Origin of the sequence: Oscillibacter sp. GMB15532, from assembly GCF_041020825.1 — a bacterium.
GTDB lineage: Bacteria > Bacillota > Clostridia > Oscillospirales > Oscillospiraceae > Oscillibacter.
The window spans coordinates 73107-94691 of sequence record NZ_JBEVTO010000011.1 but is presented as its reverse complement, the minus strand read 5'-3'; the positions used below and the strand labels follow the sequence as shown (position 1 = coordinate 94691).

Annotated in this window: 19 protein-coding genes, 1 tRNA gene and 1 riboswitch; of the genes, 8 read left to right on the top strand and 12 right to left on the bottom strand. The window is 55.4% G+C overall.

The genetic code is table 11. The features are described from left to right. Window positions 1-175 precede the first annotated feature (175 nt). The 4 genes from ABVS15_RS13270 (at window position 176) to ABVS15_RS13255 (ending at window position 2288) form a co-directional block, all read left to right on the top strand. Window positions 176-760, top strand: a complete 585-nt coding sequence (locus ABVS15_RS13270; protein WP_369284161.1) for a TetR/AcrR family transcriptional regulator — start codon at window positions 176-178, stop codon at window positions 758-760. A gap of 82 nt (window positions 761-842) precedes the next feature. Next, window positions 843-968, top strand: a complete 126-nt coding sequence (locus tag ABVS15_RS13265; protein WP_369284160.1) for a hypothetical protein — start codon at window positions 843-845, stop codon at window positions 966-968. Continuing rightward, entirely contained in the window at window positions 965-1588 is a 624-nt protein-coding gene (locus ABVS15_RS13260) for a class I SAM-dependent methyltransferase (RefSeq protein ID WP_369284159.1), read from the top strand. Before ABVS15_RS13265 ends, ABVS15_RS13260 begins: the two co-directional genes overlap by 4 nt. A 13-nt stretch (window positions 1589-1601) precedes the next feature. Further along, entirely contained in the window at window positions 1602-2288 is a 687-nt protein-coding gene (locus tag ABVS15_RS13255) for a class I SAM-dependent methyltransferase (RefSeq protein WP_369284158.1), read from the top strand. 155 nt (window positions 2289-2443) lie between these two features. Here the strand turns inward: ABVS15_RS13255 and ABVS15_RS13250 are convergent, their stop codons facing one another. The 9 genes from ABVS15_RS13250 to ABVS15_RS13210 form a co-directional block, all read right to left on the bottom strand. Next, window positions 2444-3238, bottom strand: a complete 795-nt coding sequence (locus ABVS15_RS13250; protein WP_369284157.1) for an SDR family oxidoreductase — start codon at window positions 3236-3238, stop codon at window positions 2444-2446. Between the two features lie 47 nt (window positions 3239-3285). After that, window positions 3286-4215: a fumarylacetoacetate hydrolase family protein gene (locus tag ABVS15_RS13245; protein ID WP_369284156.1), complete on the bottom strand. Its 930-nt coding sequence runs from the start codon at window positions 4213-4215 to the stop codon at window positions 3286-3288. A gap of 48 nt (window positions 4216-4263) precedes the next feature. After that, on the bottom strand, window positions 4264-5544 hold the full coding sequence (locus ABVS15_RS13240) for an Nramp family divalent metal transporter (RefSeq protein WP_369284155.1): 1281 nt from the start codon (window positions 5542-5544) through the stop codon (window positions 4264-4266). Window positions 5545-5564: 20 nt separating this feature from the next. Beyond that, the gene (locus tag ABVS15_RS13235) at window positions 5565-5981 is read right to left on the bottom strand and encodes a DUF1445 domain-containing protein (RefSeq protein ID WP_369284154.1); all 417 of its coding nucleotides are present in this window, start codon (window positions 5979-5981) and stop codon (window positions 5565-5567) included. A 219-nt stretch (window positions 5982-6200) separates the two neighbouring features. Continuing rightward, entirely contained in the window at window positions 6201-10619 is a 4419-nt protein-coding gene (locus tag ABVS15_RS13230; protein WP_369284153.1) for a beta strand repeat-containing protein, read from the bottom strand. Then, window positions 10616-10882, bottom strand: coding sequence for a hypothetical protein (locus ABVS15_RS13225; RefSeq protein WP_369284152.1), 267 nt, complete (start codon window positions 10880-10882; stop codon window positions 10616-10618). Before ABVS15_RS13225 ends, ABVS15_RS13230 begins: the two co-directional genes overlap by 4 nt. 105 nt (window positions 10883-10987) lie before the next feature. Beyond that, complete coding sequence (locus tag ABVS15_RS13220; RefSeq protein ID WP_369284151.1) at window positions 10988-11305, bottom strand: GHKL domain-containing protein; 318 nt, start codon at window positions 11303-11305, stop codon at window positions 10988-10990. Beyond that, entirely contained in the window at window positions 11286-12518 is a 1233-nt protein-coding gene (locus tag ABVS15_RS13215) for a hypothetical protein (RefSeq protein WP_369284150.1), read from the bottom strand. The genes ABVS15_RS13220 and ABVS15_RS13215 overlap by 20 nt, the downstream gene beginning before the upstream one ends. A 500-nt stretch (window positions 12519-13018) precedes the next feature. Then, window positions 13019-13094, bottom strand: a tRNA-Ala gene (locus ABVS15_RS13210). Between the two features lie 328 nt (window positions 13095-13422). Between ABVS15_RS13210 and ABVS15_RS13205 the strand changes: the two genes are divergently transcribed. Then, window positions 13423-13602 (top strand): hypothetical protein, encoded by a 180-nt coding sequence (locus ABVS15_RS13205; protein WP_369284149.1) that lies wholly within the window; start codon window positions 13423-13425, stop codon window positions 13600-13602. Between the two features lie 292 nt (window positions 13603-13894). After that, the gene (locus ABVS15_RS13200; RefSeq protein WP_369284148.1) at window positions 13895-15943 is read left to right on the top strand and encodes a methyl-accepting chemotaxis protein; all 2049 of its coding nucleotides are present in this window, start codon (window positions 13895-13897) and stop codon (window positions 15941-15943) included. A gap of 377 nt (window positions 15944-16320) precedes the next feature. Here the strand turns inward: ABVS15_RS13200 and spoIIR are convergent, their stop codons facing one another. The 3 genes from spoIIR to ABVS15_RS13185 form a co-directional block, all read right to left on the bottom strand. Continuing rightward, a complete protein-coding gene (gene spoIIR, locus ABVS15_RS13195) occupies window positions 16321-16959 on the bottom strand; it encodes a stage II sporulation protein R (RefSeq protein WP_369284147.1) in 639 nt (212 codons plus the stop codon). Between the two features lie 91 nt (window positions 16960-17050). Continuing rightward, on the bottom strand, window positions 17051-17920 hold the full coding sequence (ispE, locus tag ABVS15_RS13190; protein WP_369284146.1) for a 4-(cytidine 5'-diphospho)-2-C-methyl-D-erythritol kinase: 870 nt from the start codon (window positions 17918-17920) through the stop codon (window positions 17051-17053). After that, a complete protein-coding gene (locus ABVS15_RS13185; protein WP_369284145.1) occupies window positions 17917-18429 on the bottom strand; it encodes an SLOG family protein in 513 nt (170 codons plus the stop codon). Before ABVS15_RS13185 ends, ispE begins: the two co-directional genes overlap by 4 nt. Window positions 18430-18679: 250 nt before the next feature. Continuing rightward, a riboswitch (FMN riboswitch) is annotated at window positions 18680-18826 on the top strand. Window positions 18827-18928: 102 nt separating this feature from the next. Here ABVS15_RS13185 and ABVS15_RS13180 point away from each other — a divergent pair. Then, window positions 18929-19552: an ECF transporter S component gene (locus ABVS15_RS13180; protein ID WP_369284144.1), complete on the top strand. Its 624-nt coding sequence runs from the start codon at window positions 18929-18931 to the stop codon at window positions 19550-19552. A 68-nt stretch (window positions 19553-19620) separates the two neighbouring features. Further along, window positions 19621-21540, top strand: a complete 1920-nt coding sequence (locus ABVS15_RS13175) for an LTA synthase family protein (protein WP_369284143.1) — start codon at window positions 19621-19623, stop codon at window positions 21538-21540. Window positions 21541-21585: the final 45 nt, after the last annotated feature.

Genomic DNA, 21585 nt, shown 5'->3' with positions numbered 1-21585 from the left:
TTACTAAAAAAAGTCAAGACCAATTCCATTTTTATTTTGCCCGTCAACCCGGAGCGGCGGGTAAACCGCGCCGCCGCTCCCTTCCCGACGGACTTTGGCTCAGAAGACTTGACAGCAAGACCAAACAGGCGTATTCTGTGACTGAAATATCAAATTTGGTCATACGGTGATTATAATGGCAGCAGCTTTTACACAACAGGAAGAAGCGATTATTCTGGATCAGCTTCAACGCGCGGCGCGGGAAAGCGCCGTATCCCTTGGCGTACGCCGCGCCACGGTGGACGCGCTGGCGGCGGCAGCCGGAATCTCCAAAGGTGCGTTTTATAAATTTTACGCCTCCAAGGAACTGCTTTTTCTCGATGTTCTGGAGAATATGCATGCCGAAATTTATGGGGAAGCTGCGTCGGTTCTCTCCGGAAATACCTACCTCTCCCCTGCCGACCGCGCCTTCGAAGCAATTCTGTCGGCCTGTCGGGCCATGGAGCGCTCAGGCATGATGGCCTTTGTGGAGCGGGACGCCGCATATCTTCTGCGCAAGGTGCCGGAGGACTACCAGAAAAACCACTATCACAGTGACGAGGTTCACATTCGGGAGCTGCTGGAGTCGGCAGGGCTTGTTCCCGCAGGGGGCATGGCGCTGGCCTCTGCCGTGGTGCGGGGTTTGATGCTCACCATCTCCCATCAGCATGAAATCGGGGGACTTTACCCGAACGTCCTTGAAATATTGGTGCGCGGCGCCTGCCGCCAGTTGTTTTCATAAGTCGTTCTCAAACGGCTTTTTTCTCTTCGGGGGTTAGTCGTTTATAACTGCGCTCTGCATGCTTTAAAAGGAGGTCCGCGCCATGAATCTGCCCGACGTTTCTTTTTCCCTCGGAAGCTATGCCCTGAACGGCAACCCCAAGCTGGTACCAGACACTGCGGGCGATTGGCTGATTGTGCTGACCCGAAAGGACGGTGAGGAAGCATGAATACGGCGTATACAAAACAATTTCGTTTCTGGCAGCGTGTGGCAAAGCTATACGCGCCGTTTATGAAAAGCTCCGGGCCGCTTTACGACAGAATTGTGAGGCGCTGTCTCCCCTATCTGTCTAACGACATGACCGTTCTGGAGTTGGCCTGCGGCAGTGGACAATTGACCTTCCGACTGGCAGGCAGGGTTAAACGCTGGGAGGCCACGGATTTTTCAGACAAGATGGTTGCCGAGGCGCAAAAGCGCGCTTCCCTTCCGAACCTCTCCTTTGCGGTGCGGGACGCCACGGCCCTGCCCTACCCCGACAGCTCCTTTGACGCGGTTTTCATCGCCAACGCCCTGCACATCGTGCCGGAGCCGGGCAAGGCACTTTCGGAAATCCATCGTGTGCTGAAGCCCGGGGGGCTTCTGCTGGCCCCTACCTTCGTCTGGACCGGGAACAATGGGCATCGGCTTCGGGCAACGCTCATGGACTTAGCCGGGTTCAAGGTGCTGCACCGCTGGGATGCTGCGGCTTTTTCTGAGTTTGTGCAGCAGCGGGGCTTTTCTACGTTGGAACGGGAGGTTTTACCCGGCGGCGTCAGCCCCCTGTGCTGTCTGATTGCAAGAAAAATATAAGGAGGAATGCTTCATGCCACATGAAGAAATCCGTCAGGCCTATCAGTCGCTTGGAAAAGAGGCAAATGCCTATGACGGAATGATTACCTGCTCCACGGTGTTCGGCCGGGCCGTCTGCCGTCTGGTCTGGGATATGGGAAAGGCGGAAAACAACCGCTATCTGGAATTGGCGCTTTCCGGAATCCCCGAAAATTTTTCCGGGAAGCTGCTGGAGGTCCCTGTGGGCACCGGCGTTCTGACCATGCCTGTATATCGGACGCTGCCGGAGGCAGACGTAACCTGTCTTGACTACTCGGCGGAGATGATGGCCACGGCCCAAAAACAGGCAGGTCTGTTCGGCCTTTCAAACGTCCGGTTTTTGCAGGGTGATGTGGGTTCTCTGCCCTTTGAGGACGGCAGTTTTGACCTTGTGCTGTCCTTAAACGGCTTTCATGCCTTTCCGGACAAAGAAGCGGCTTTCCGGGAGACCTTCCGGGTCTTGAAGCCCGGCGGGGTGTTTTGCGGCTGCTTCTACATCCGGGGCGAAACCCCCCGTACCGACCGCTGGATTCGCCGCTTTTACGAGCCCCGCGGCTTTTTCACGCCGCCCTATGAAACAGCGGCAAGCCTGCGCGCACGGCTTGCCGGACTGTATGCCGACGTGACGCTGGATACGGTCAGGTCCATGGCCGCCTTCACCTGCCGCAAAGGCGTAATATAATCGCAAAAGACGGACAGGGCATCCCTGTCCGTCTTTTTTCTGTCACCCCGCGTCAGCTAAAAACCGCAACCATGCGCCTTCCGGGTCATCAGCGTCGACCTGTGTCTCAAACTCCGGCTAATTGATCAATATAGCGATTTTTTTAAATATGCCAATTAGTAAGAGGTGGTCATTGCGCCATCACAGATGAATGCCTGACCACTGACACTGCCATTGGCGGGACTAATCAGGAACACGGCAGTACGTCCGTATTCTTCCACGGTTTGATACCGTTTCTGAGGAAACCCGGCGCTGTCGCGCTTGGTGTATTCCTCCTCGCTGATGCCCAGCTTCTCGCCGCGGATTTTATTCAGGTACTTAATGCGGTCGGTATAAATGCGCCCGGGGCCCATGGTATTCACCAAAATCCCATATTGGCCAAACTCACGCGCCATCGTCTTGCTCATTCCCACTACGCCCATACGGAAAGTGTTGGACAAAATCAGATTATCCAGCGCACTCTTGATGGAGGATGAGGTGCTGTTCAGAATCCGACCCTCGCCAGCGGCCTTCATGTACGGCAGCGCCGCGCGGATGGCGTAGACATAGCTGTGGAGGCACTTTTCATAGCCGTCCTCCCAGTCCTCTTCCGTCAGGTCCTCAAAGCCAGCCGCCTTGGGACCGGGACAGTGGTTGACCAACGCATACACACTGCCCAGTTGGGCCGCCACATCGTCAATCAGCTTCTTAATGCTAGTGGCATCCTTTACGTCATAAAAAAATGTATGAGGGCGGTTTCCGGTTTCCTTTTCAATCTCCGCCTGCGCGGTTAACAGGTCCTCCTTATAAGCCTCCGCAGTGCAAATTACCACTTTCGCACCTTCACGTGCTGCTTCCACGGCAATTCCTTTACCGATACCGGCAGCGGAGGACAGGCAAATAACCACTTTATCTTTTAGTCCCAGCTCCATGGAAAAACCTCCTTCAAAATGAAATGTCGTAAAATTTTAAGCGACTTTTACTTATTACTTTTGGGATGCAGCTTGAGATCTACCACAGGATTCAGCAGGGGCCGCATCTCAAAGTTGCTGGGGCCATAAATGCGGCATTCCGCAATGTCGCCGTCCTGAAGCTCAAACGCACGGGGGGTTCCGGTAGAGAGTACGTCACCGGCGTACCAGCCCTGAATGCTGCTGTGCAGAGACACCAGTCTTGCTGGCTGATGGGTCATGTTACTCACCGTGTTTCTCGCATGAACCTTTCCGTTGTGGACACTCTGCACCTCCAGTTTTAGTACGTCGGGGACCTCGTCGGGCGTGACCAGCTCGGGTCCGAAGGAGAAAAATGTAGGAAAGTTCTTGACAATTGTCAGGTAGCGGGGATTGCCCTGCACAAAGTCATTGCCTTTGAGAATGGATTCCTCCGTCATATCCAGAATTGTGGTGTAGCCCACGATGGCGCTCTCCCAGTCCGCCTCCGGAACATCGCGGCAATCCCTGCCCATGATGATGCCCAGCTCGGCCTCGGCAGTGGTTTTTTGTGCCTCCTTCAGCATGGGCAGTAAAATTTCGTCGTCCGGACCCACCAGTGTATCCGCCTGTTTGAAAAAGCTTCCGGGAAAGCCGGTGGGTGCGGCGGAACCGATGTCCCCGGCGTGATCCACGTAATTCAGCCCAATGCCAAAAATACGGCGTGGATTGCGGTATAGCGGACCGTAGACTACCTCCGCCGCCGGCACACAGCCGGGCAGCCTCTCCAACTCCTCCTTACCGCCCGCATTATACCACGCGGTGAGGCCTGGGACCTGCCGGGCGCGAATCATATCCAGCAGGTCGGTGGCCCATGCGGTGCCCTTGGCTGCGTTTAACGCCGCGACAGGAAATACACCCCCGGCAGTGACAATCCCCGCCTGCTCCATATCGTTGTATCGAATCGTTGCCAGTCTCATGATGGAAACTCCTTTGTTTTCAAATTTGCGTGCTTATCCCCAATCAGCTCAAATAATTTCAAACAGGCTCAGGAACGTACGCACGGCCAGTAGCACCGTTACTACGAAAATAATCCCGAAGACCCCGTTAAACCAAGGCTTGTTGGCATTCTCGCCCAGATATTTCTTATCACTGGAAATCTTCCACACCACACCGCAGATAAAGGGCAGCAAGATACCATTGATGGCCTGCGCCGTGACGATGAGAGAGGTGGGGGCCTTGCCGAACAAGACTACAATCAAAATCGGCACCGCACTGGTGAGAATCATGAAAAAGCGGCTGCGGGAGGCTTTCATATCCTCTTCCTGTCCTGTGGCCTGATTATAGAGCATGGGCATCAGCTGGATGCGGAACATTCCGGAAGAAAACGCCGCCGCCCATAGGCCCAGCGAGAACAGAATTCCGGCGTATTTGCCTAGAATGGGCGTAAGCTGCGCGGCCATGTCGGAGGCACTGGAGACGGTGAGCCCCTTGGGGAACAGATTCGCAGCGGAGCAGACAATGATGGAGCAGGTGATGATGGCCGTGATGGTACATCCCACCACCAGATCAATATGCGCCAGCTTGTACTTGCTCGCGGTGGGCAGGCGTCCCTCTGCCGTCTCCTCAGTGCAGTATTTTTTCTTGTGCAGTGCCGAGAGGGACACCGGAATATCCGGCACCATGGTGGTGGCCACCATGGCGAGAATCAGGAACCAGTTGCCATCCGGAATTTGGAAGCTGAAGCCCTCGGAAGCAATGGCGGAGATGCTGGGAGAGGAGGCCACAGCCGTGAACAGGAAGGACGCCACCATGATAAACACCAGCACCTTGGTGAAGTTTTCAAGGAGGTCAAACTTCCCGATCCACACCAGAATGAAACCCATAGCCACGAGGATGATCGTCCACACCATCAGGGAGATACCGGGGATCAGGTAGTTCATTGCCATAGCAGCGCCCAGAAAATTGCCCGCCTGAAACACGCAGGTACCAAACAGGAGGCAGAAATAAAATGGCAGTGACACCTTCTGTCCGTATTGCGAACGGACGGATTCCATAATACTGCTGCCGGTGCTCAGAGTGATGCGTACGGCGGGAAGCTGATAGAAAAATGCGGCCACGGAGGCCAGCACCACCACCCACAGCATCCGATAGCTGTAACTGGCGCCCATGATAGAGGCCGTTGTGACCGAGCCGGGGCCTACCACAACGGCAGAGATGATGATGGCGGGGCCAATGGCGCGCATGTAGTCCCAAAAAGTCATTTTAACGGACTGCGTGTCCAGAGCTTCCTTATTAGGATTGCTCATATAATATCCTCCCGTATATTCTATTTGGATAAGTCGCTGATGCGAATGTCCGTGATGAGCATATAGCCGGGGGAATGCGAAATCATGATCTCCGGTCTTGTCTGTTGCGCTGCGGCCTGTGCTGTGACACCGCAGGCCCAGAAAACCGGGATTTCATCCGCTGCGATGTCCAGCGGATCGCCGTAATCCGGGTGCTCAATGTCAAAAATACCGATTTCCTCGGGATTGCCCAACTGTACCGGAGCGCCATGCGCGTAATCCATCTTTTCCGTAATGGAAACCGCCAGCGGGACCAGCTTTCGTTTAACGGGCCGCATACTGACCACGTAGTTGCCGTAAAACAGCGCGGAGGGCACGCAGGGAATGTCCGTGTTGTACATGGGAACCCGTTTGTTTTGCTCGTAGTGCTTTAAAGGAATTCCGCCGCGTACCAGCAATATTGCAATAAGAGATTTATTTCTATGTATGCAAGATAAGAAAGCCCACCAATTCCTTTTTAAGCCTAAAAAAGGAGAACAGTGAAAAGTCGGGCAGTCACTACAAAATCCCGGACCTACTCCATAAGGCAAACTGAAAACGCCTCATTTCCAATGCACATTGGAAATGAGGCGTTTTAGCACATTCATTACAATGGGACGCGCTGCACGTTGTACTGCTCAGCTCCGTACATCCACCAGTTCTGCATTTTGCAGCAGGCGGAGGATTACGACGGCACTCTGGGCCCGAGTGATGCTGGCGGTCGGGTTCAGCTTCCCGTCCGCGCTCTGGATGAGGCCGGAGCCGACGTTCCATTCCGCCGCGTCTCTCGCCCAGGAGCCGACACTGTCCGCGTCCGCAAATCCGTCCAGATCGCCACTGGTTCCGGCAAACCCTGCGAGCACCGCCGCCCTTTGCAGCATGACCATGGCTTCCTGCCGGGTGATCGCCGCGTTGGGATCAAAACGATTTCCGCTTTTGCCGCTCACAATCCCATACTGCGCCGCCGTTGCCGCCGCGCCGCTATACCACGCACCGGCGGGTACATCCGAAAAGCCGCTTGTTCCGTTCGCTGGAAGGCCCAGGGCCCTGACGAGTATGACTACAAACTCGGCTCTTGTGATACTTGCCCCGCCATCAAAGATATCTGCGCTGCGTCCCGCGATGATCTTGCGGCTGCCCATTTCGTTTGCCGCCGTCTCAAACCATTTGCCCGCGGCATCGGCAAAGGTGACTTCGTTTTGAATCAGCGCGTAGGTGCTGTTGGTGCAGGAATTGATGATCGCGTAATACCTGCCGTCCTTTTCCACGACATTCGTCGGCACATGGCGGACGCTGCCGTCGGTGTTCACCACCACCGCCGTGGTAATTTTCTCCGCCTGCTCCGCCGTGACCTCAATCACGCGGTTAACATAGGCACTGAAAGCATCCACGCTGACAGTTTTTCCGTTGTAGCTTGCAGTGACCGTAAATTCCACCGGAGAAAGCACCAGTGTTTCGCCCTGGACTCTGACGGAGCTGTTTGTGATGGTCACCTCAAAAGGCACCTTGCTCATATCCGCACCGGGGAAAGCCTCTGTCAGCGCCCCGGTGTCGATGGCGGAGGTATTAAGGTTATAGGCCACGTTTCCAGTCTGGACGGTGAGTGTCATGCTCTTAGCTGCCATGTCCTCAATGTTTTTGACCACAAGCGAGGCCGTGGCGGAGCTGTTTCCGCTAACAGGCACCACAACGGAGGACCCGGATGCCGCGCCGCCGATATTCGTGCCGAGCTTGGACTGATCCACGGTGACAGTAGTCGTACCGCCGGATTTTTTCTCCGTGCCGATGTTCTCTGTCTTTCCGCCCACGATAACCGGCGCGCTGGTGGTTGTGGATGTGACGGGGGCGGCGGATGAGCCGCCTCCGCTACCGGGATGCGATGGTGCGCTGTAAGCGGTAATTGTAATACTCTGACTCATACCGGCCGGTGCAGAGGAGGATATGGCCTTTACACGAATGAGCACCGTACCGGGGGCAAGCCCGGACATGTCGTTTCCGGTTCCGTCCGTCCAGATCACGCCACCATCTGTGGAACACTCCATATCCGCTGTGACACCGGAAATAGTGCCAGTGGCGGAGCTTGCGGAGGGCTGCGTTACAGTGCAGGAGGGAGCGGCCGGACGGGCCGTAAGTGAAATGCTCTGCGCCGCACTGTCGTTTGTCGTTGTACCGTCGCCTTTCTTCACGAGTGAAATTGCGGTGTCAAACCATGCGTTTGCAATGGAGATATTGCCGGTGTCGTCTGCTGTGATATCTGCTCCATTTATCGCATAGCTGCCGTTTGCCGTCAGGCCGGTCAGCTGTTCGGCAGCGTAATCCACACCCGCTGAGGGCGTTGCTTCCGCGATGCCGGTATAGGCAGTCAGTGTGACGCTCTGCGCGGCGGATGCCAATACGGTGCCCGTCGCCTTGACGCGGATGACATATGTACCTGACGCAAGCGTCATTGTCCCACTGGCGGAAGTCCATGTGCCGCCGTTGTTTGCGCTGTATTCGTGCTCGGGTGTCATGGGGATGCTGCCGCTGCCGCCGATGATCGAGGGCTGGGAGGGGCTTAGGGCAGGTGTCGCCGTTTGGGTGATGTCAATACTCTGCACTGCTGATTCGGAGGTCGTGCTGCCGTTTCCCATATCCTTGACCTTGATACCATTTCCTACCGTGATACTGTCGATGACCCCTGAAAGGTCTGTGGAGGGGTCGGCGCAGTTTATCCAGATTGTTCCGCCGTCCAACGAGTATTGCATCTGCGTTGTGGTGCCCGTCAGCATCCCGGCGTCTGCGCCGTCAAAAGAAAAGGATGCAGAAGGCGTCGTTGCGGGGTTTCCGGTATAGGCAGTCAGCGTGACGCTCTGTGCGGCGGATGCCAATACGGTGCCCGTCGCCTTAACGCGGACAAGATATGTACCTGACGCAAGCGTCATTGTCCCACTGGCGGAAGTCCATGTGCCGCCGTTGTTTGCGCTGTATTCGTGCTCGGGTGTCATGGGGATACTGCCGCTGCCGCCGATGGTCGAGGGCTGGGTGGGACTTAGGGCAGGTGCGGTTGCTTGCGTGATATCAATGGTCAAAACGTCCCCGGCCGCGCTCGTTGTGGTTTCCTTCACCCACACGCGTATATCGTTGACCGCCGTAATGCTGCTTAGGCTGCCTGTCAGGTCCGTGTCTGTCGTGCAATCGGTATAACTCGCGCCGCCGTTTAAACTGTATTCCATCAGTGCGGTCGTGCCCATGAGCTTTCCTGCGTTGTCGCCGTCAAAGGAAAACGTAATGCCGCTGGGCGCGTTTGCTTTCCAGTTGGCGGTGTAGCTTTTGTCTCCTGTGCTGTCTGTGGGGATTGTAACGGTCTGATTTGTGTTGCCTGTCAGAGCCGTTCCGCTCCAGCCTACGAAGGAATGGCCCGCTCGGGTGGGGGTATTTAGCGTAAAATCGGCAGTTTCTATGGTATAGCTTGCGGGGTTTGTGCCGGAAACAGTACCGCCGTTGAGCTCATAAGAGATGTCATAAGCGATCACCGTCGAGGTCCCCATCAGGGTAATTACGGATGCGGGCATGGTAATGTTGCCGGATTGCACGGTTGAGTATGTAGCGCTGCTGGCGAGGTCTACCCACTTCGACCAAGCGTAGCCCGGGCGGAGCACGGCATTAATAGCCACGCTTTTGCCCGGCAGGTAAACGCCGCCTGTCGTCGAGCTTACACCCGCGTCCGGGTTCAAAGTAAGCGTATAATAGTACAATGTGGCGGAGGTTCCGGTTTTGTCCACACTCTGCCCGGTATAGGTATCCGTTGTGGCGTCCCAAACGTAGTAGGTAGTTCCATCCGCAAGACCCGAAAAGGTATAGACGCAGGTTGAACTTGAAAACGACCCAGCAACCGCGTTTTCCAGCGCACTTGATGAAGTGGATAGCTGGATTGTCGGCGTATCGCTTCTCCAGTCGCTGTTGTCCTTCTGCACCGTCACGGTGGCGGTATAGCTTGGCGGCGCTAGTGTCAGGGGTGCGGCATTGGACGCAATCGTGCCCGTATAAGTACCGTTCGCGGTAGTCACGCTTACTGCCGTTTTGCCGCTTGGCAGATAAACATACAGCTTGCCGTCCGCATCGGTTTGCATATCGGTTGTGCCGTAGGTATAGCCGGTAAGGGCGGGCGTTGTCGTCAGGCTTGTCACGGATGTGTTTTCGTTCCCTGCGGGAAGCGTGAGGGTGTACAGCTCGACAGCCGCACCGCTGCCGTTCACCGGGCTGGCGATTGAGGTAGTGGGGGTGGAGAATTGAGGCTTACAAAGCGCATTCACGCTGCCGCCGGTAATGGTTACCGTTCCGTTTCCTGCCCCCGTCACGTAGCCACCACGACCAATGCCTTGACTACTATTTTCAGTTAGCGCATAGACCGTGCCGCCGGAGATAGTAATGGGGCCAAAGCTTGCTTGATTTCTGCCGCTGCCGATGCCCGCGCCATAAAAGCTATAGGCGCTGACCGTGCCGCCGCTGATCGTGATGCTGCCGTTACTCTCTCCGGTGCCATATATGGAGTTTCCTCCGATGCCCGCGCCAAAGCCGGTTTGCTTTCGGCAATAGGCCTCCAGCGAGCCTTCGCCGAAGATTTCAAGAGCCGCTCCGGACGCAACGTGCAAGCCGGCCTTTTCATAATTTGCGGAATATAGCTTGTTGTTGCCGTCAAGGGTCAGGTTCACCCTCGCAGTCCCCTGAATATCGAAGGGGGAGAGGGCATAGGAATTGGCAGAACCCGTGGGCGTCGCGGCCCCGATGGAGCAGTCCGACAGGATAATATTGTGCTCACCGCTCAGAACGACCACCGTATTGGTGACATCGGGTTCGTTGGTGCCATCGCTGGTGCTGCTGCCCGTGATGATGAATCTACTGCCGTACTCTATCCAGTTCGTGTTATCGGTGGAATATTTCATGGCGCCGTCGTCGTCTTCTTTAAAATACAGACTGCTCTCGCCGATGCTTATCGGGGTAAGCCCCGCCAGCGCGGGCAGGGTAAGCACCGGCAGCAGCCCCACCGCCAAAAAAACGCTAAAAATTCTCTTTTTCATGTTTTCTCCTCCTGTTTTTTCTTTGTCCGCGTGGGAAACTCTGGCACGCTACCTGCCCGGCGCGCAAAGCCGCACACGCCTTTTTGGGTGGGATGCTCGGTCAGAATGCCGAAGTCGCCATACCGGCAGTACCAGCACTCCCGGTTTGAGAACAGCCGTCCCTCGCCCTGCTCGAACCAGTCGCAGAAGTCGCCCTGTTCTATTTCAAGCTTTCTAAGTGACGCCCTTTGCTCCGCGCTTCTTTCACACGGTTCTCTTGCCATCCAAGTCACATCCCAACAGCATATTTCACGCAGAATATACAAAAAAGCCACGACCGAAAACCGGCCGTGGCGTAATTGTCGAATATTTGGCGTAAATGTCGGATTTTACCGGGGCAGGGACGGCAGATGAAAAAGAACACGCGTTCGAAAAACACCGTTTTCAGCGGAAAACTCCGCCATGCCGTTGTACCGTTCGGCGGTGTATTGAATGCTTCTTGTTCCAGTCCCGCCGCCGGGCTTCTGAGATTTTGGGAAACCGCTTTCAAAGGTAATATTGTCTTCACATGAATTTTCAATAACAATATGCAGCTTTCCCGCGCCGTTATAAACGGAATAGGCAATCTTTACGTTAATAAACTTCGCCGCTGCGTCCGGACAGCGCAGGCAGCCCTCCACCGCGTTTTCAAAGGAATTGGCAAGCATCCCAGCCAGAGCGACTTCGTCCAGCGGGAGGCTTGCGGGAATGCCCGCATCTACTTCGGTTCGGATGCCGCTCTCCCTTGCCCGCGCCGCCCATCTGGATAAAATGGCATTCGCCGCCGGATGCTCGCAAACATCTGCAAGCGTTGCGCCCTCCCCTTTGTGTCTGGGCGTTCAAATAGGAAAGCGCCTCCTGCGTTTTCCCGCCCACAAGCATTGCCAGAAGCGTGTCGAAGTGATGCCGGAGATCGTGGCGGGCGGCGCTGACAGCCGCCTTCTGCTCGGCAAGCTGCTCCTCCCACAGCTTATTTTGCTGTGCCAGAATGCGTTCCCGCTCCTGTCCCTCATATTTTGCCGCGATGGCGTTGATGGATTGGAAAATCAGCCAATAGACGCCGAAAAACACAAGATAGGAGCTTGCGACCAGATACCAGCGGTAGTCCGGCTCATACCAGTAGAAACGCGGGACATACAAAATAACCGCCTCTAACGCATAGAAGGCAAAGGCTACAAACGCGATGAAGCGCCATTCCTTCGCCAGAAGTTTCACCAGCTTACGAAAGCGGGGACGCAAAATTTTAAAGTTAAAAAACAAAAGCGCGCCGAACAACACGGTTCGGTACAGCAGATACTGGAGGTTATAGGCGAGCGGTGTCGCTTCCGTAGCCCACACATCCGCGAGGTAACTGATGCCAAGATACAAATTGAATTGCGAAAACATAACAAAAATCGATACCGGCCATCTGTCCGCCGAGCAGAGGACAATCAGGATCAGGCACAGTCCCATTTCAACGGGAACAATCAGGCTCTCCGCCAGTTCCTGTCCCCATACTGCCAAAAGTGCGCAGTATGCCAAGGCCGCCCGGAAAAAATGACCAGTGTAAGCCCAACCCGTTTTCTTCCCGGTGCCTTCAGCTTGACGAGCGAGAAGATGATGTAAGCCGCCGTCTGCAAAAATTGCACAAATATCACGATACCAGTTATCATATCCATAAAAAAGCTCTCCCTCAGCGATTGCAGACATAATCCATGTACCGCTTTTTAAACTCCGCGTACTTTCGACTGAGTATCGGGATTTTTGACCCGGTGGAAAACGAGACATTCCCGGATGTAAGCTGGGCGATAATGTTGTTGAGCTGCTCCACTGGAAAAATGCATAGCTTTGCTTATGCCCGATCGTTTCCGCCGCATCGGTAAACGAAATGAAATGAACCAATTCATCGCTACCGTAAAAGGCCTAGATATATGAATACTGCGCTATGCTTTTTCCTATATAAGGAATCGATTTCCGACAAAGCCCACTATTTATATTTCCCCGAGCACTCCAAATTTTGTATGTACGATAATGGTAACACAAAGAATAGCGGATTACAATTTGTGATTCACCATCGCACATCTGAGCTTATTTGATGTGGCAAACAGCCCATATAAAGGTTATCCGGACATGAAAAATCAAGAAACCTTTATGACCATCACCATCAATGGGAGTGCTCTGACGGCAATATTAATGGCAACCACTTTCGCAGGCGGAACGATTACCCGACACCGGAGCGTCTGGGTATCCGCACAACACAGCGCCGGATGAACCCACACAGTTGCCGCTATACGCCGACCACACTGCGCGTCTATCGGCAGCTATTATGACCACGTTTCGAACACATGTTAAAATCCAAAAAAAGAAAAAGTTCTGAAACAGTTACGTTTCAGAACTTTTCTTGGTGGAGAATAGCGGGATCGAACCGCTGACCTCCTGACTGCCAGTCAGGCGCTCTCCCAGCTGAGCTAATCCCCCAGATAGTAGCGAGTGCAAATATAAACTTTTGATATCCTATAAGAGAACGAGAGCAATACATACGTGCATCAAACCTGCCTTGTGCCAATCCCCCGAATCCCTTGCCCTGCAACGCTGTGTGGCAGCCGCAGCACTCAGAACAGTTGTCAGTATAGCAAAGAAAAACGGCTTTGTCAACAGAAAAAGCCAAATTTTTTTCAAGGACCTGTTTCTCTGTTTTTTATCCTTTGTTGCAGGATGGCGCAGGCCCTTCCCACCAAAAGGGTTTCCACCTCCTCTCGGTATAAATTTCCACGGAAGCGATATACTTCTTCTTGAGGTGATAATAATGGACAACGGTATTTCCTCCGCCATGGCCTTTGGTGCGCTGCTGCGGGACAACCCGGAGGCCGCCCGCATTTACGACGCCTGCACCCCTCAGGAAAAGCAGCGGCTCCTGCTCCGCATTGAAAGCACCCCTGCGGAGCAGATGGAGACCCTTGTCTCCAACCTGCATATTGGTCTTTAATACGGATTCATCGCACAAAACGCCTGCGGGGTCTTAATCGGCCCCGCAGGCGTTTTATAGACGGATACATACAATTTTTCAGACACCTTTTGTGAAAAATAACCATATATATTTCTTCGTCTCTGCTAAATTTCTTCTATGAAAATGTTTCCTTTCTGTCTTGTATTGTCGAATTCAAACTGCTATAATAGCTCAACTAAACTTTTACAATAAGCATTGCTAAAGCACTAGATTCCGCAGCACGTATACGGCCCTGCACACATCTCGATTTTGAAAGGATGGAGAACAGATTATGAAGAGTGTAAAAGAGAGAGCAGCAGCCGTAGGTTCCGCCCCCTTGACCGCTTCCAAAACAGGCCGCAAAAGAGGTCTTGGCATTCAGGCAAAGCTGCTGATTGCCCTGATTCCCATGATTGCGGTGGTTATCATCGGGATTTTGGTGATTATTCAGTCTGCAGCCTCCAAAATTCTTTTGGAAAGAGGAGACTCCCTGCTGGAGGCCAACACCGACAATGTGGTCAGCATGGTCCAGACGTGGATGAGCGGCGTCACCTCCACGCTGGACGCCCAGCGCGACACGCTGGAATACATGGCGATGACCCCCGAAGAGGAGCTGGCCTACCTTCAGCACATTGCCGGTACCGACGAAGATTTCCCCGACGGCCTCTATTTTGCCACTACGGAAGGCACTCTTATCCACCAGAGCTTTGTTCCCGACGCCAGCTATGAGCCTCGGGAAAGAGTTTGGTATCAGGAAGGTCTGGCCTCCGACAGCTTTGTTTTCGGCTCCGCTTATCTGGACATTATCACGAATATGAACGTAGTCAGCGTCTCTTCCTCTCTGCACAATAAGGATGGAGGGGTTCGTGGTGTAGCTGCCGCGGACATCTATTTAACCGCACTTTCCGGCATTGTGAAGCAGGTGCAGCTTGAGGAGACCGGCAGTGCATTTCTGGTAGATGCCAACACGGATATGATTATCGGCCACAAGGAAGACGCCCTGTCGGGTCAGGTTCTCTCCGAGCTTACCGACAATCCCCTCTATATACAGGTATCCCAGTGGATTACGGATGGGGTATTTGGCCTTCAGACCTTCGGCTCCGGCGACGATACAATTTCTCTTGACCTCAAACAGGTGCCCGGCTGCAACTGGGTGGCGGTTTCCTATGTCCCCAGAGCGGAGATTTTGCAGGATCTGAACTTCCTGACCACCCTGCTTTCCTCCATCGCGCTGGGTTCCATCGTGATTCTCACCGCAATGATTTTCATTATGACCCGTTTGATTGTCATTGCGCCTGTAAAAAAGCTGGACGCTGCGGCCCGCCGCATGTCCGACGGCGACTTGACCGTCAAGCTGGACCACCTCTCCGGAGACGAATTCGGCACACTGACCACCAACTTCGGAAAAACCGCGGAACGGCTCCACGATTATGTGGACTATATCGACGAAATCTCGGCCGTGTTGGACGAGATTGCCGGGGGCAATCTCACCTTCACCCTGAAGCGCGAGTATTTGGGCGACTTTGCCCGCATCAAGGCAGCCCTTGAAAATATTTCCGTCTCCCTGAACCAGACTCTGTCCCAGATCAATCAGGCATCCGATCAGGTTTCCGTGGGGGCGGACCAGCTTTCCGCCGGAGCGCAGACCCTGTCTCAGGGCGCAACGGAGCAGGCCTCCGCCGTGGAGGAGCTGTCCGCCACCATCGAAGATCTGTCCCAGCAGGTGCGCGCAAACGCCTCCGCCTCCCGTAAGACCAGCAACGATGTGGACTTTGCCGCCACCCGCGTCTCCGAGAGCAACGATCGGATGCAGCAGTTGATTTCCGCCATGAGTGATATCAACGAGCGCTCCGCCCAGATTAGCCGCATCATCAAATCCATCGATGATATCGCATTCCAGACCAACATTCTGGCCCTGAACGCCGCTGTGGAAGCTGCCCGGGCGGGCGCCGCCGGCAAGGGCTTCGCGGTGGTGGCGGACGAGGTGCGGAATCTGGCTTCCAAATCCGCCGAGGCCGCAAAGGGAACCGCAGACCTGATTCAGGCCTCTAAGGAAGCCGTCCAGCGGGGCAGCGCTCTGGCGGATGAAACCGCTGCCTCCCTCCGCTCCACGGTAGAGGACATCAAGTCCGTCACGCAGGCGGTGGACCAGATTGCGCAGGCCTCCGACGAGCAGTCCCGCTCCATTGAGCAGGTTTCTCAGGGTGTGGAGCAGATTTCCCGCGTGGTGCAGACCAACAGCGCCACGGCGGAGGAAACCGCCGCCTCCAGCGAGGAGCTTTCCGCACAGGCACAGATGCTGCGGGAACTGGTGGATCGTTTTCAGCTGAAAGACAACTGAGCCGTGCGCCTTTTCCCCACCGTTCATTTGCATCATTTACGGTGGGCGGCAAGTTCTTTTCCTGCAAAGCTTTATCTCACCTTCATTTTGCAGTGGCTGCCCCATGTGCGGCTGCGGATGGTTTTCCCATATCAGTAAAGGCTCCGCCGGAACGCTGTTCCGGCGGAGCCTTTTATCTCTCTTTGCCTATTGGCGTTATACATCGTAAAGCCGCACACAAACTGTGGTTTGATCAATTACAGCGTCGATTGACAGTCCGAAACGCGGCGCATCCATATCCCCCCGCAAGCTAATCATTAAACCCTTCTTCAATCGGCAGTCTAAAACAGCACGCTTATACAACAGCCCCGCAAGCATAGGATTCCCAAAAAACCGCGTCAGGAAAGCTTCTCCTTCAGGGCCTCCCAAAGCTCGATGGATTTAAACCTGAGTGCATAGCCGCTCCCGTCCTCCGTAATGAGCTTTACGTCGTCGTCACTCAGTCCCGCAGACATGGCAGTCTGGGCCAGACTGGTGGTGGAAGCCGTGCAAAGGGGCGGAAACACCACACACCACCAATTGCGCCCCGCGCCCTCTCCGATCAGCACCCGCAGGGCCAGATAATCCCCCGCCGGGAGGGTGAAGTCCTCGTATTCCCGAGTGGGGAAGGTAGTTTCCTCCAGCTCCGCCGTCACGGAATAAGTATACCCTTCCGTGGCAATTTCCTCCGCCGCCAGTGTTTGAAGCTCCGGCAAAGCAGCCCGTAGGGCCTTCTCCGCCGACGCTCGGTCCTCCGACGCCTCCAGAATTTCTGTGGCTCTTTCCAAAAGCCGGTCCCGGACCCGGAGTTTCAAAGCCTGATCCTCCTCCGAATCGGAGTTTGCTAAAATGTGCAGCCGCACCACCCGGTCCGCCAGCTCCTGCTGGCGGTGGAGAGAGGATATCCCCCACACCAGCGCCGCCGCAAGGCCGATGCCCAGCGCGATTTCCAACACGCGGCCCGTCCGGCGGGCGCGCCGCTCCTTCGTCTTCTGCATACCGTTTCCGTCCTTTACCTTCCCGCCAAAAGGCGGGTGATGTACCGGGCAATCGTCCCGTTTGTAAAAGTTTGGACAGAAACGCAAAATTTCATACCTCCGGCACAGGCCTGGTCAAAAAGGTCTGGGGATATACCGTTCTCAGCGCATCAAACGCCCCACGAGCCGCCGCCCCGTCTTCAAACAGGCCGAACACCGTGGGGCCGGAGCCGGTCATCACCGCGCCTGCCGCGCCGAAGTGAAGCAGCCGGGCCTTGATGTCCCCAATCGTCTCCGCCTCATTAGGCGTGAGAACCTCTTCAAACACGTTGACCATTGATTCCGTCATAGCCCGCAGATCTTTTCCCAGCAAAGCGGCGTGCAGAGCCTCGTGGTCAGGATGCGTCTTCAACTTTTCCACCCGTACCCGTCCGAACAGCGCCGGTGTGGGCAGACCGAAGTCCGGTTTGCACACCACGATTTGGCAGGGCGGCATAGACGGCCAGTCTGTCAGCCGCTCTCCCCGCCCCTCCGCCAGGGCGGTTCCGCCCCGGACGCAATAGGGCACGTCACTGCCAATCCGCTCCCCCATGGTTTCCAATTCCCGGTCTGTCATCTCCGGGCGCAGGATCGTCCGCAAAGCGCGCAAAACAGCAGCCGCGTCGGAACTGCCCCCGGCCATGCCCGCCTGCGCGGGAATGCGCTTTTCAATGATGATTTCCGCACCGGGTGTAGCACCGGTTTCATTGAAAAACACTCTGGCGGCCCGGCCCGCCAGATTGTCCTCCCCCTCTGGCAAATCCGTGCCGGGGACACGGACGAGAATCCGCCCGTCCGCCCGCAGGCGCACCGTCAGCGTATCCCCCAAGTCCACGGAAATCATGACCATTTTTAAATCGTGATAACCGTCCGCCCGGCGACGGAGAATATCCAGCGTTAAATTCAACTTCGCCGGGGCAAAAAGAGTTAATTCCTTCATCATGTTTCCTCCACAATCGGCAAATCCACCACGTCCAGTCCCCGCCGCATGGCATATTCAATGGTATAGCGGGTACCCCCGGGGCTGCCGTCGAACATGGCGATCAGCATGGACGCGTGGTCCACCATGTACCGATCCCGGCGCTGCATGCAGCTGGGGCTGTATGCGGCGGAAACCACCGTTTCATAGTCGCACCGGTCAAGCAGCCCCCGATACCGCGCCCGCTCCGCCTCGGACCAGGCGTTCGCCTGCGAGGGACAGGGAATCGCCGCCTCCACCGTCACCTCCGGGTGCCGCTCCTTCAGCGCCAGCACGCACTCGCAGGCATACAAATCGCAGCCCTGCGCCATACCGCACAGAAAGTGGCTGTACCCTTCCGCATAAGCGGCCTCCACGGCATCCAGAAGCCGCTGCTTCAGGGACGCGCAGCGCGGGTCGCTCTCTTCATAGCCCCATGGCAGCTTTCCCGGTCGATGCCCCGTAAAGCAGCAGGCCGACTGTCTTCCCCGCATTCGCGGTTTCCCTCCTTCCGTTCCGTCCCCTTTTGCATAAGGGACTTCCTCCGGCAGGCCGCGCATTTCCCCGGCAGCCGGACTGTATTTTAATCTTCATAGCAGTTTGCACCATTATAGAACAGGCGTTCCTGTTTGTAAAGTCCAATTTTAAAAACCATAAAAAGTCGAAAATTTTCTTTTAGGACATATTTCCCTCTTGCACTTTTTTTGCCGCCGTCGTATACTAATGGGCAGAAAGCAACTGAATACGTGTCTTCAGGGCGGGGTGCGATTCCCCACCGGCGGTATAGTCCGCGACCGGGCATCCATTGGATGTCCGCTGACCCGGTGCAACTCCGGGACCGACAGTGAAGCCTCCTTCAAGGAGGCCCAGTCTGGATGGAAGAAGATCATAGCGGCAGAGCTGCGCCTAGGCGTGCTCCTTTGTTGCTTGTTTCACCTTGGGAAGACTCAGTACTCAAGGTGTTTTCAAGACAATTAAGGGAGTGTGTTTTTTATGTCCCAGCCCGAAACCACCACAGCAGGCCGCACCCATGCAAAATCCCGCACCCACCGGCTCACCGTCACCGCCATGCTCAGCACCGTTGCTCTTGTCCTGATGACCCTGGATTTCTCGGTTCCCCTGATCCCTGCGTTTGTCAAAATGGACGTGTCGGAGCTTCCCGCTCTGCTGGCGGCTTTCAGTCTCGGCCCGTGGTACGGTGTGGCGGTGTGCTTTATTAAAAATGCCCTTCACCTTTTACAAACCTCCACCGGAGGGGTGGGCGAGGCGGCAAATTTTATGATGGGCGCCGTTTTTGTGGGCACCGCAGGCGTTATCTATGATCGCTTCGGCCAACACAAGAGCCGCAGGGGCGCATTGGTCGGCGCGCTGATCGGGGCGGTTGCCATGGCGCTCATTTCGGTACCTCTGAACTACTATTTTACCTATCCCGTCTACGCCAAGTTCATGCCCATTGATGTGATTCTTGGTATGTATCAGGCAATCCGTCCCTCTGTGAACGGGCTTTTGGAATGCCTTGTCACCTTTAACATGCCGTTTACCTTCCTGAAGGGGGTCCTGACCGTGGCACTGTGCTTTTTGATTTACAAGCCTCTGTCTCCCCTTCTGCACAGGTAAGCGCTTTTTCGGCATGGCAGGCGGCTTGCTCCGCCTGCCATCTCCGCTTTTGAAAGGAGCGTTTTCCCTTGAGCAACGAAACTTTGATTCCCCAGACCGAGCCTTCCGGCCCGGAAGAGCTTTCCCCCCCTCCGGAAAAAAAGAGTTCCCGTGCGCGGCTGTGGCTTCAAAAGGTGCTGCATGACGACCGCACCCCCATCCGGCTTCTTTTTATGCTGGGGCCGTGGGTGGCGTATCTGTGCGTGGAGTATCTGAATGAAAACAACCCCTTCACCGCCTTGAATGCCACCCAGCTTCTTTTTTCCGCCTTCTGGTACTATCTCATTTTCTGGGTGTGCCGGATGCTTACGGGGCGGCTCAAGACCGCCGCGGGCGTAGGCGCGGTCTTTTGCTTTTTGCTGGGGGTTGCGAATCATTATGTTTTGAAATTCCGGGGACGCATCATTTTCCCTGTGGATCTGATGACGCTGGGCACTGCCGCCAATGTAGCCACCGGCTATGATTTCAGGCCGGACAAAACCGTCTGGCTGGCAGCGGCCATTCTGGCGGTATATTTGCTGCTGTTGGCTCTGGTCCCTAAGCAAATCAAGGGTCGGCAAAAGCTGCGGCGGGTCACGGCTTTTGGATCCTTGGCTGCCTCCGCCGTCTTTCTATACGCCTTTTTCTGCACACCGCTGCTCCCCAGCGTTGGTATCTGGGCACAGCAGTGGAAGACCCAGCAAAACGGCTTTATGCTGAATTTCATGACTGCTCTGCGGTACAGCTTTGTCTCCGCGCCGGATGGCTATTCTGCAGAGGAGGCCCAAAAGATTGCCGGCGGAACCTTTGCCGGAACCGTAAGCGGAACGGTGTCTGCTGCGCCACCGGAAAATCTGCTGGTGATTATGAACGAGTCCTTTGCGGATATGCAATCCAGCTTTCCCAATCTGGAGCTGACGGAAGACCCCATGCCCTTTCTCCATTCTCTGACGGAGAACACGGTGAAGGGCACGATGATTTCCCCCGTCACCGGCGGCGGAACCGCCAACGTGGAATTTGAATATCTCACGGGAGACTCTCTGGCGTTTCTCCCCTCCTCCACCGTAGCCTACCAGCTTTACTGCTACGATGGAATGCCCTCTATGGTGTCCCAGATGTCTTCTCTGGGATATCGCTCCGTGTCCTTCCACCCCTATCTCTCCTCCGGCTGGAACCGCACGTCCGTCTACCGCTGGATGGGCTTTGACCGGCAGATGTATCAGGAGGACGTAAAGGACCCCCAGTACATAAGAAATTACATCAGCGACTCGTCGGACTATCAGCAGCTTTTCCGTCTCACCGACGAGACGAACGGCCCTCTGTTTGTCTTCAACGTCACCATGCAGAACCACAGCGGCTACTCTCAAGGCTGGAAGAACCTTGAGCGCACCGTGGAGTTGGACGGAGCCAGCAAGGGCGCCTCCGCGGTGGCAGCCCAGTATTTCTCCCTTATCCGGGAAAGCGACAATGCTATCCGGGAACTGATTGAGCACTACAAGGCCTCCGATGAGCGGACCATGATCGTCTTCTTCGGCGACCACCAGCCGCCCCTTGGCAACAGCTTTTATGAAGATCTGTACGGCAAAAAGCTGGACGACCGCACAGCGGCAGAGGTATTTCAGCAGTACGAAACGCCGTTTTTTATCTGGGCCAACTATGACCTGCCGGAGCAGGAGGACGTAACCATCAGTGCGAACCTGCTGGGTACGCTGACCATGGACTTGGCGGGGATTCAGCCCACTGGCTACGAGCGGCTGCATCAAAAGCTGCTGGACACGCTGCCTGTTAACTCCACCGTGGGCTTTGGAAGAGCCGACGGCACGCTTCTTGGCGATACAGAGGAAAGCAGCCTTTCCTCAAAAGAGGAGCGGCTTTACAACAGCTATCGCATGATGGCCTATAACCACCTGTTCGACGACGGAAACCATCCCAAGGGATATTTCGGGCCGACTACGAACCCAAAAAAATAATTTTTTATTTTCAAAAGCTTATTTCTGATGTAAAAAGCCGCCGGT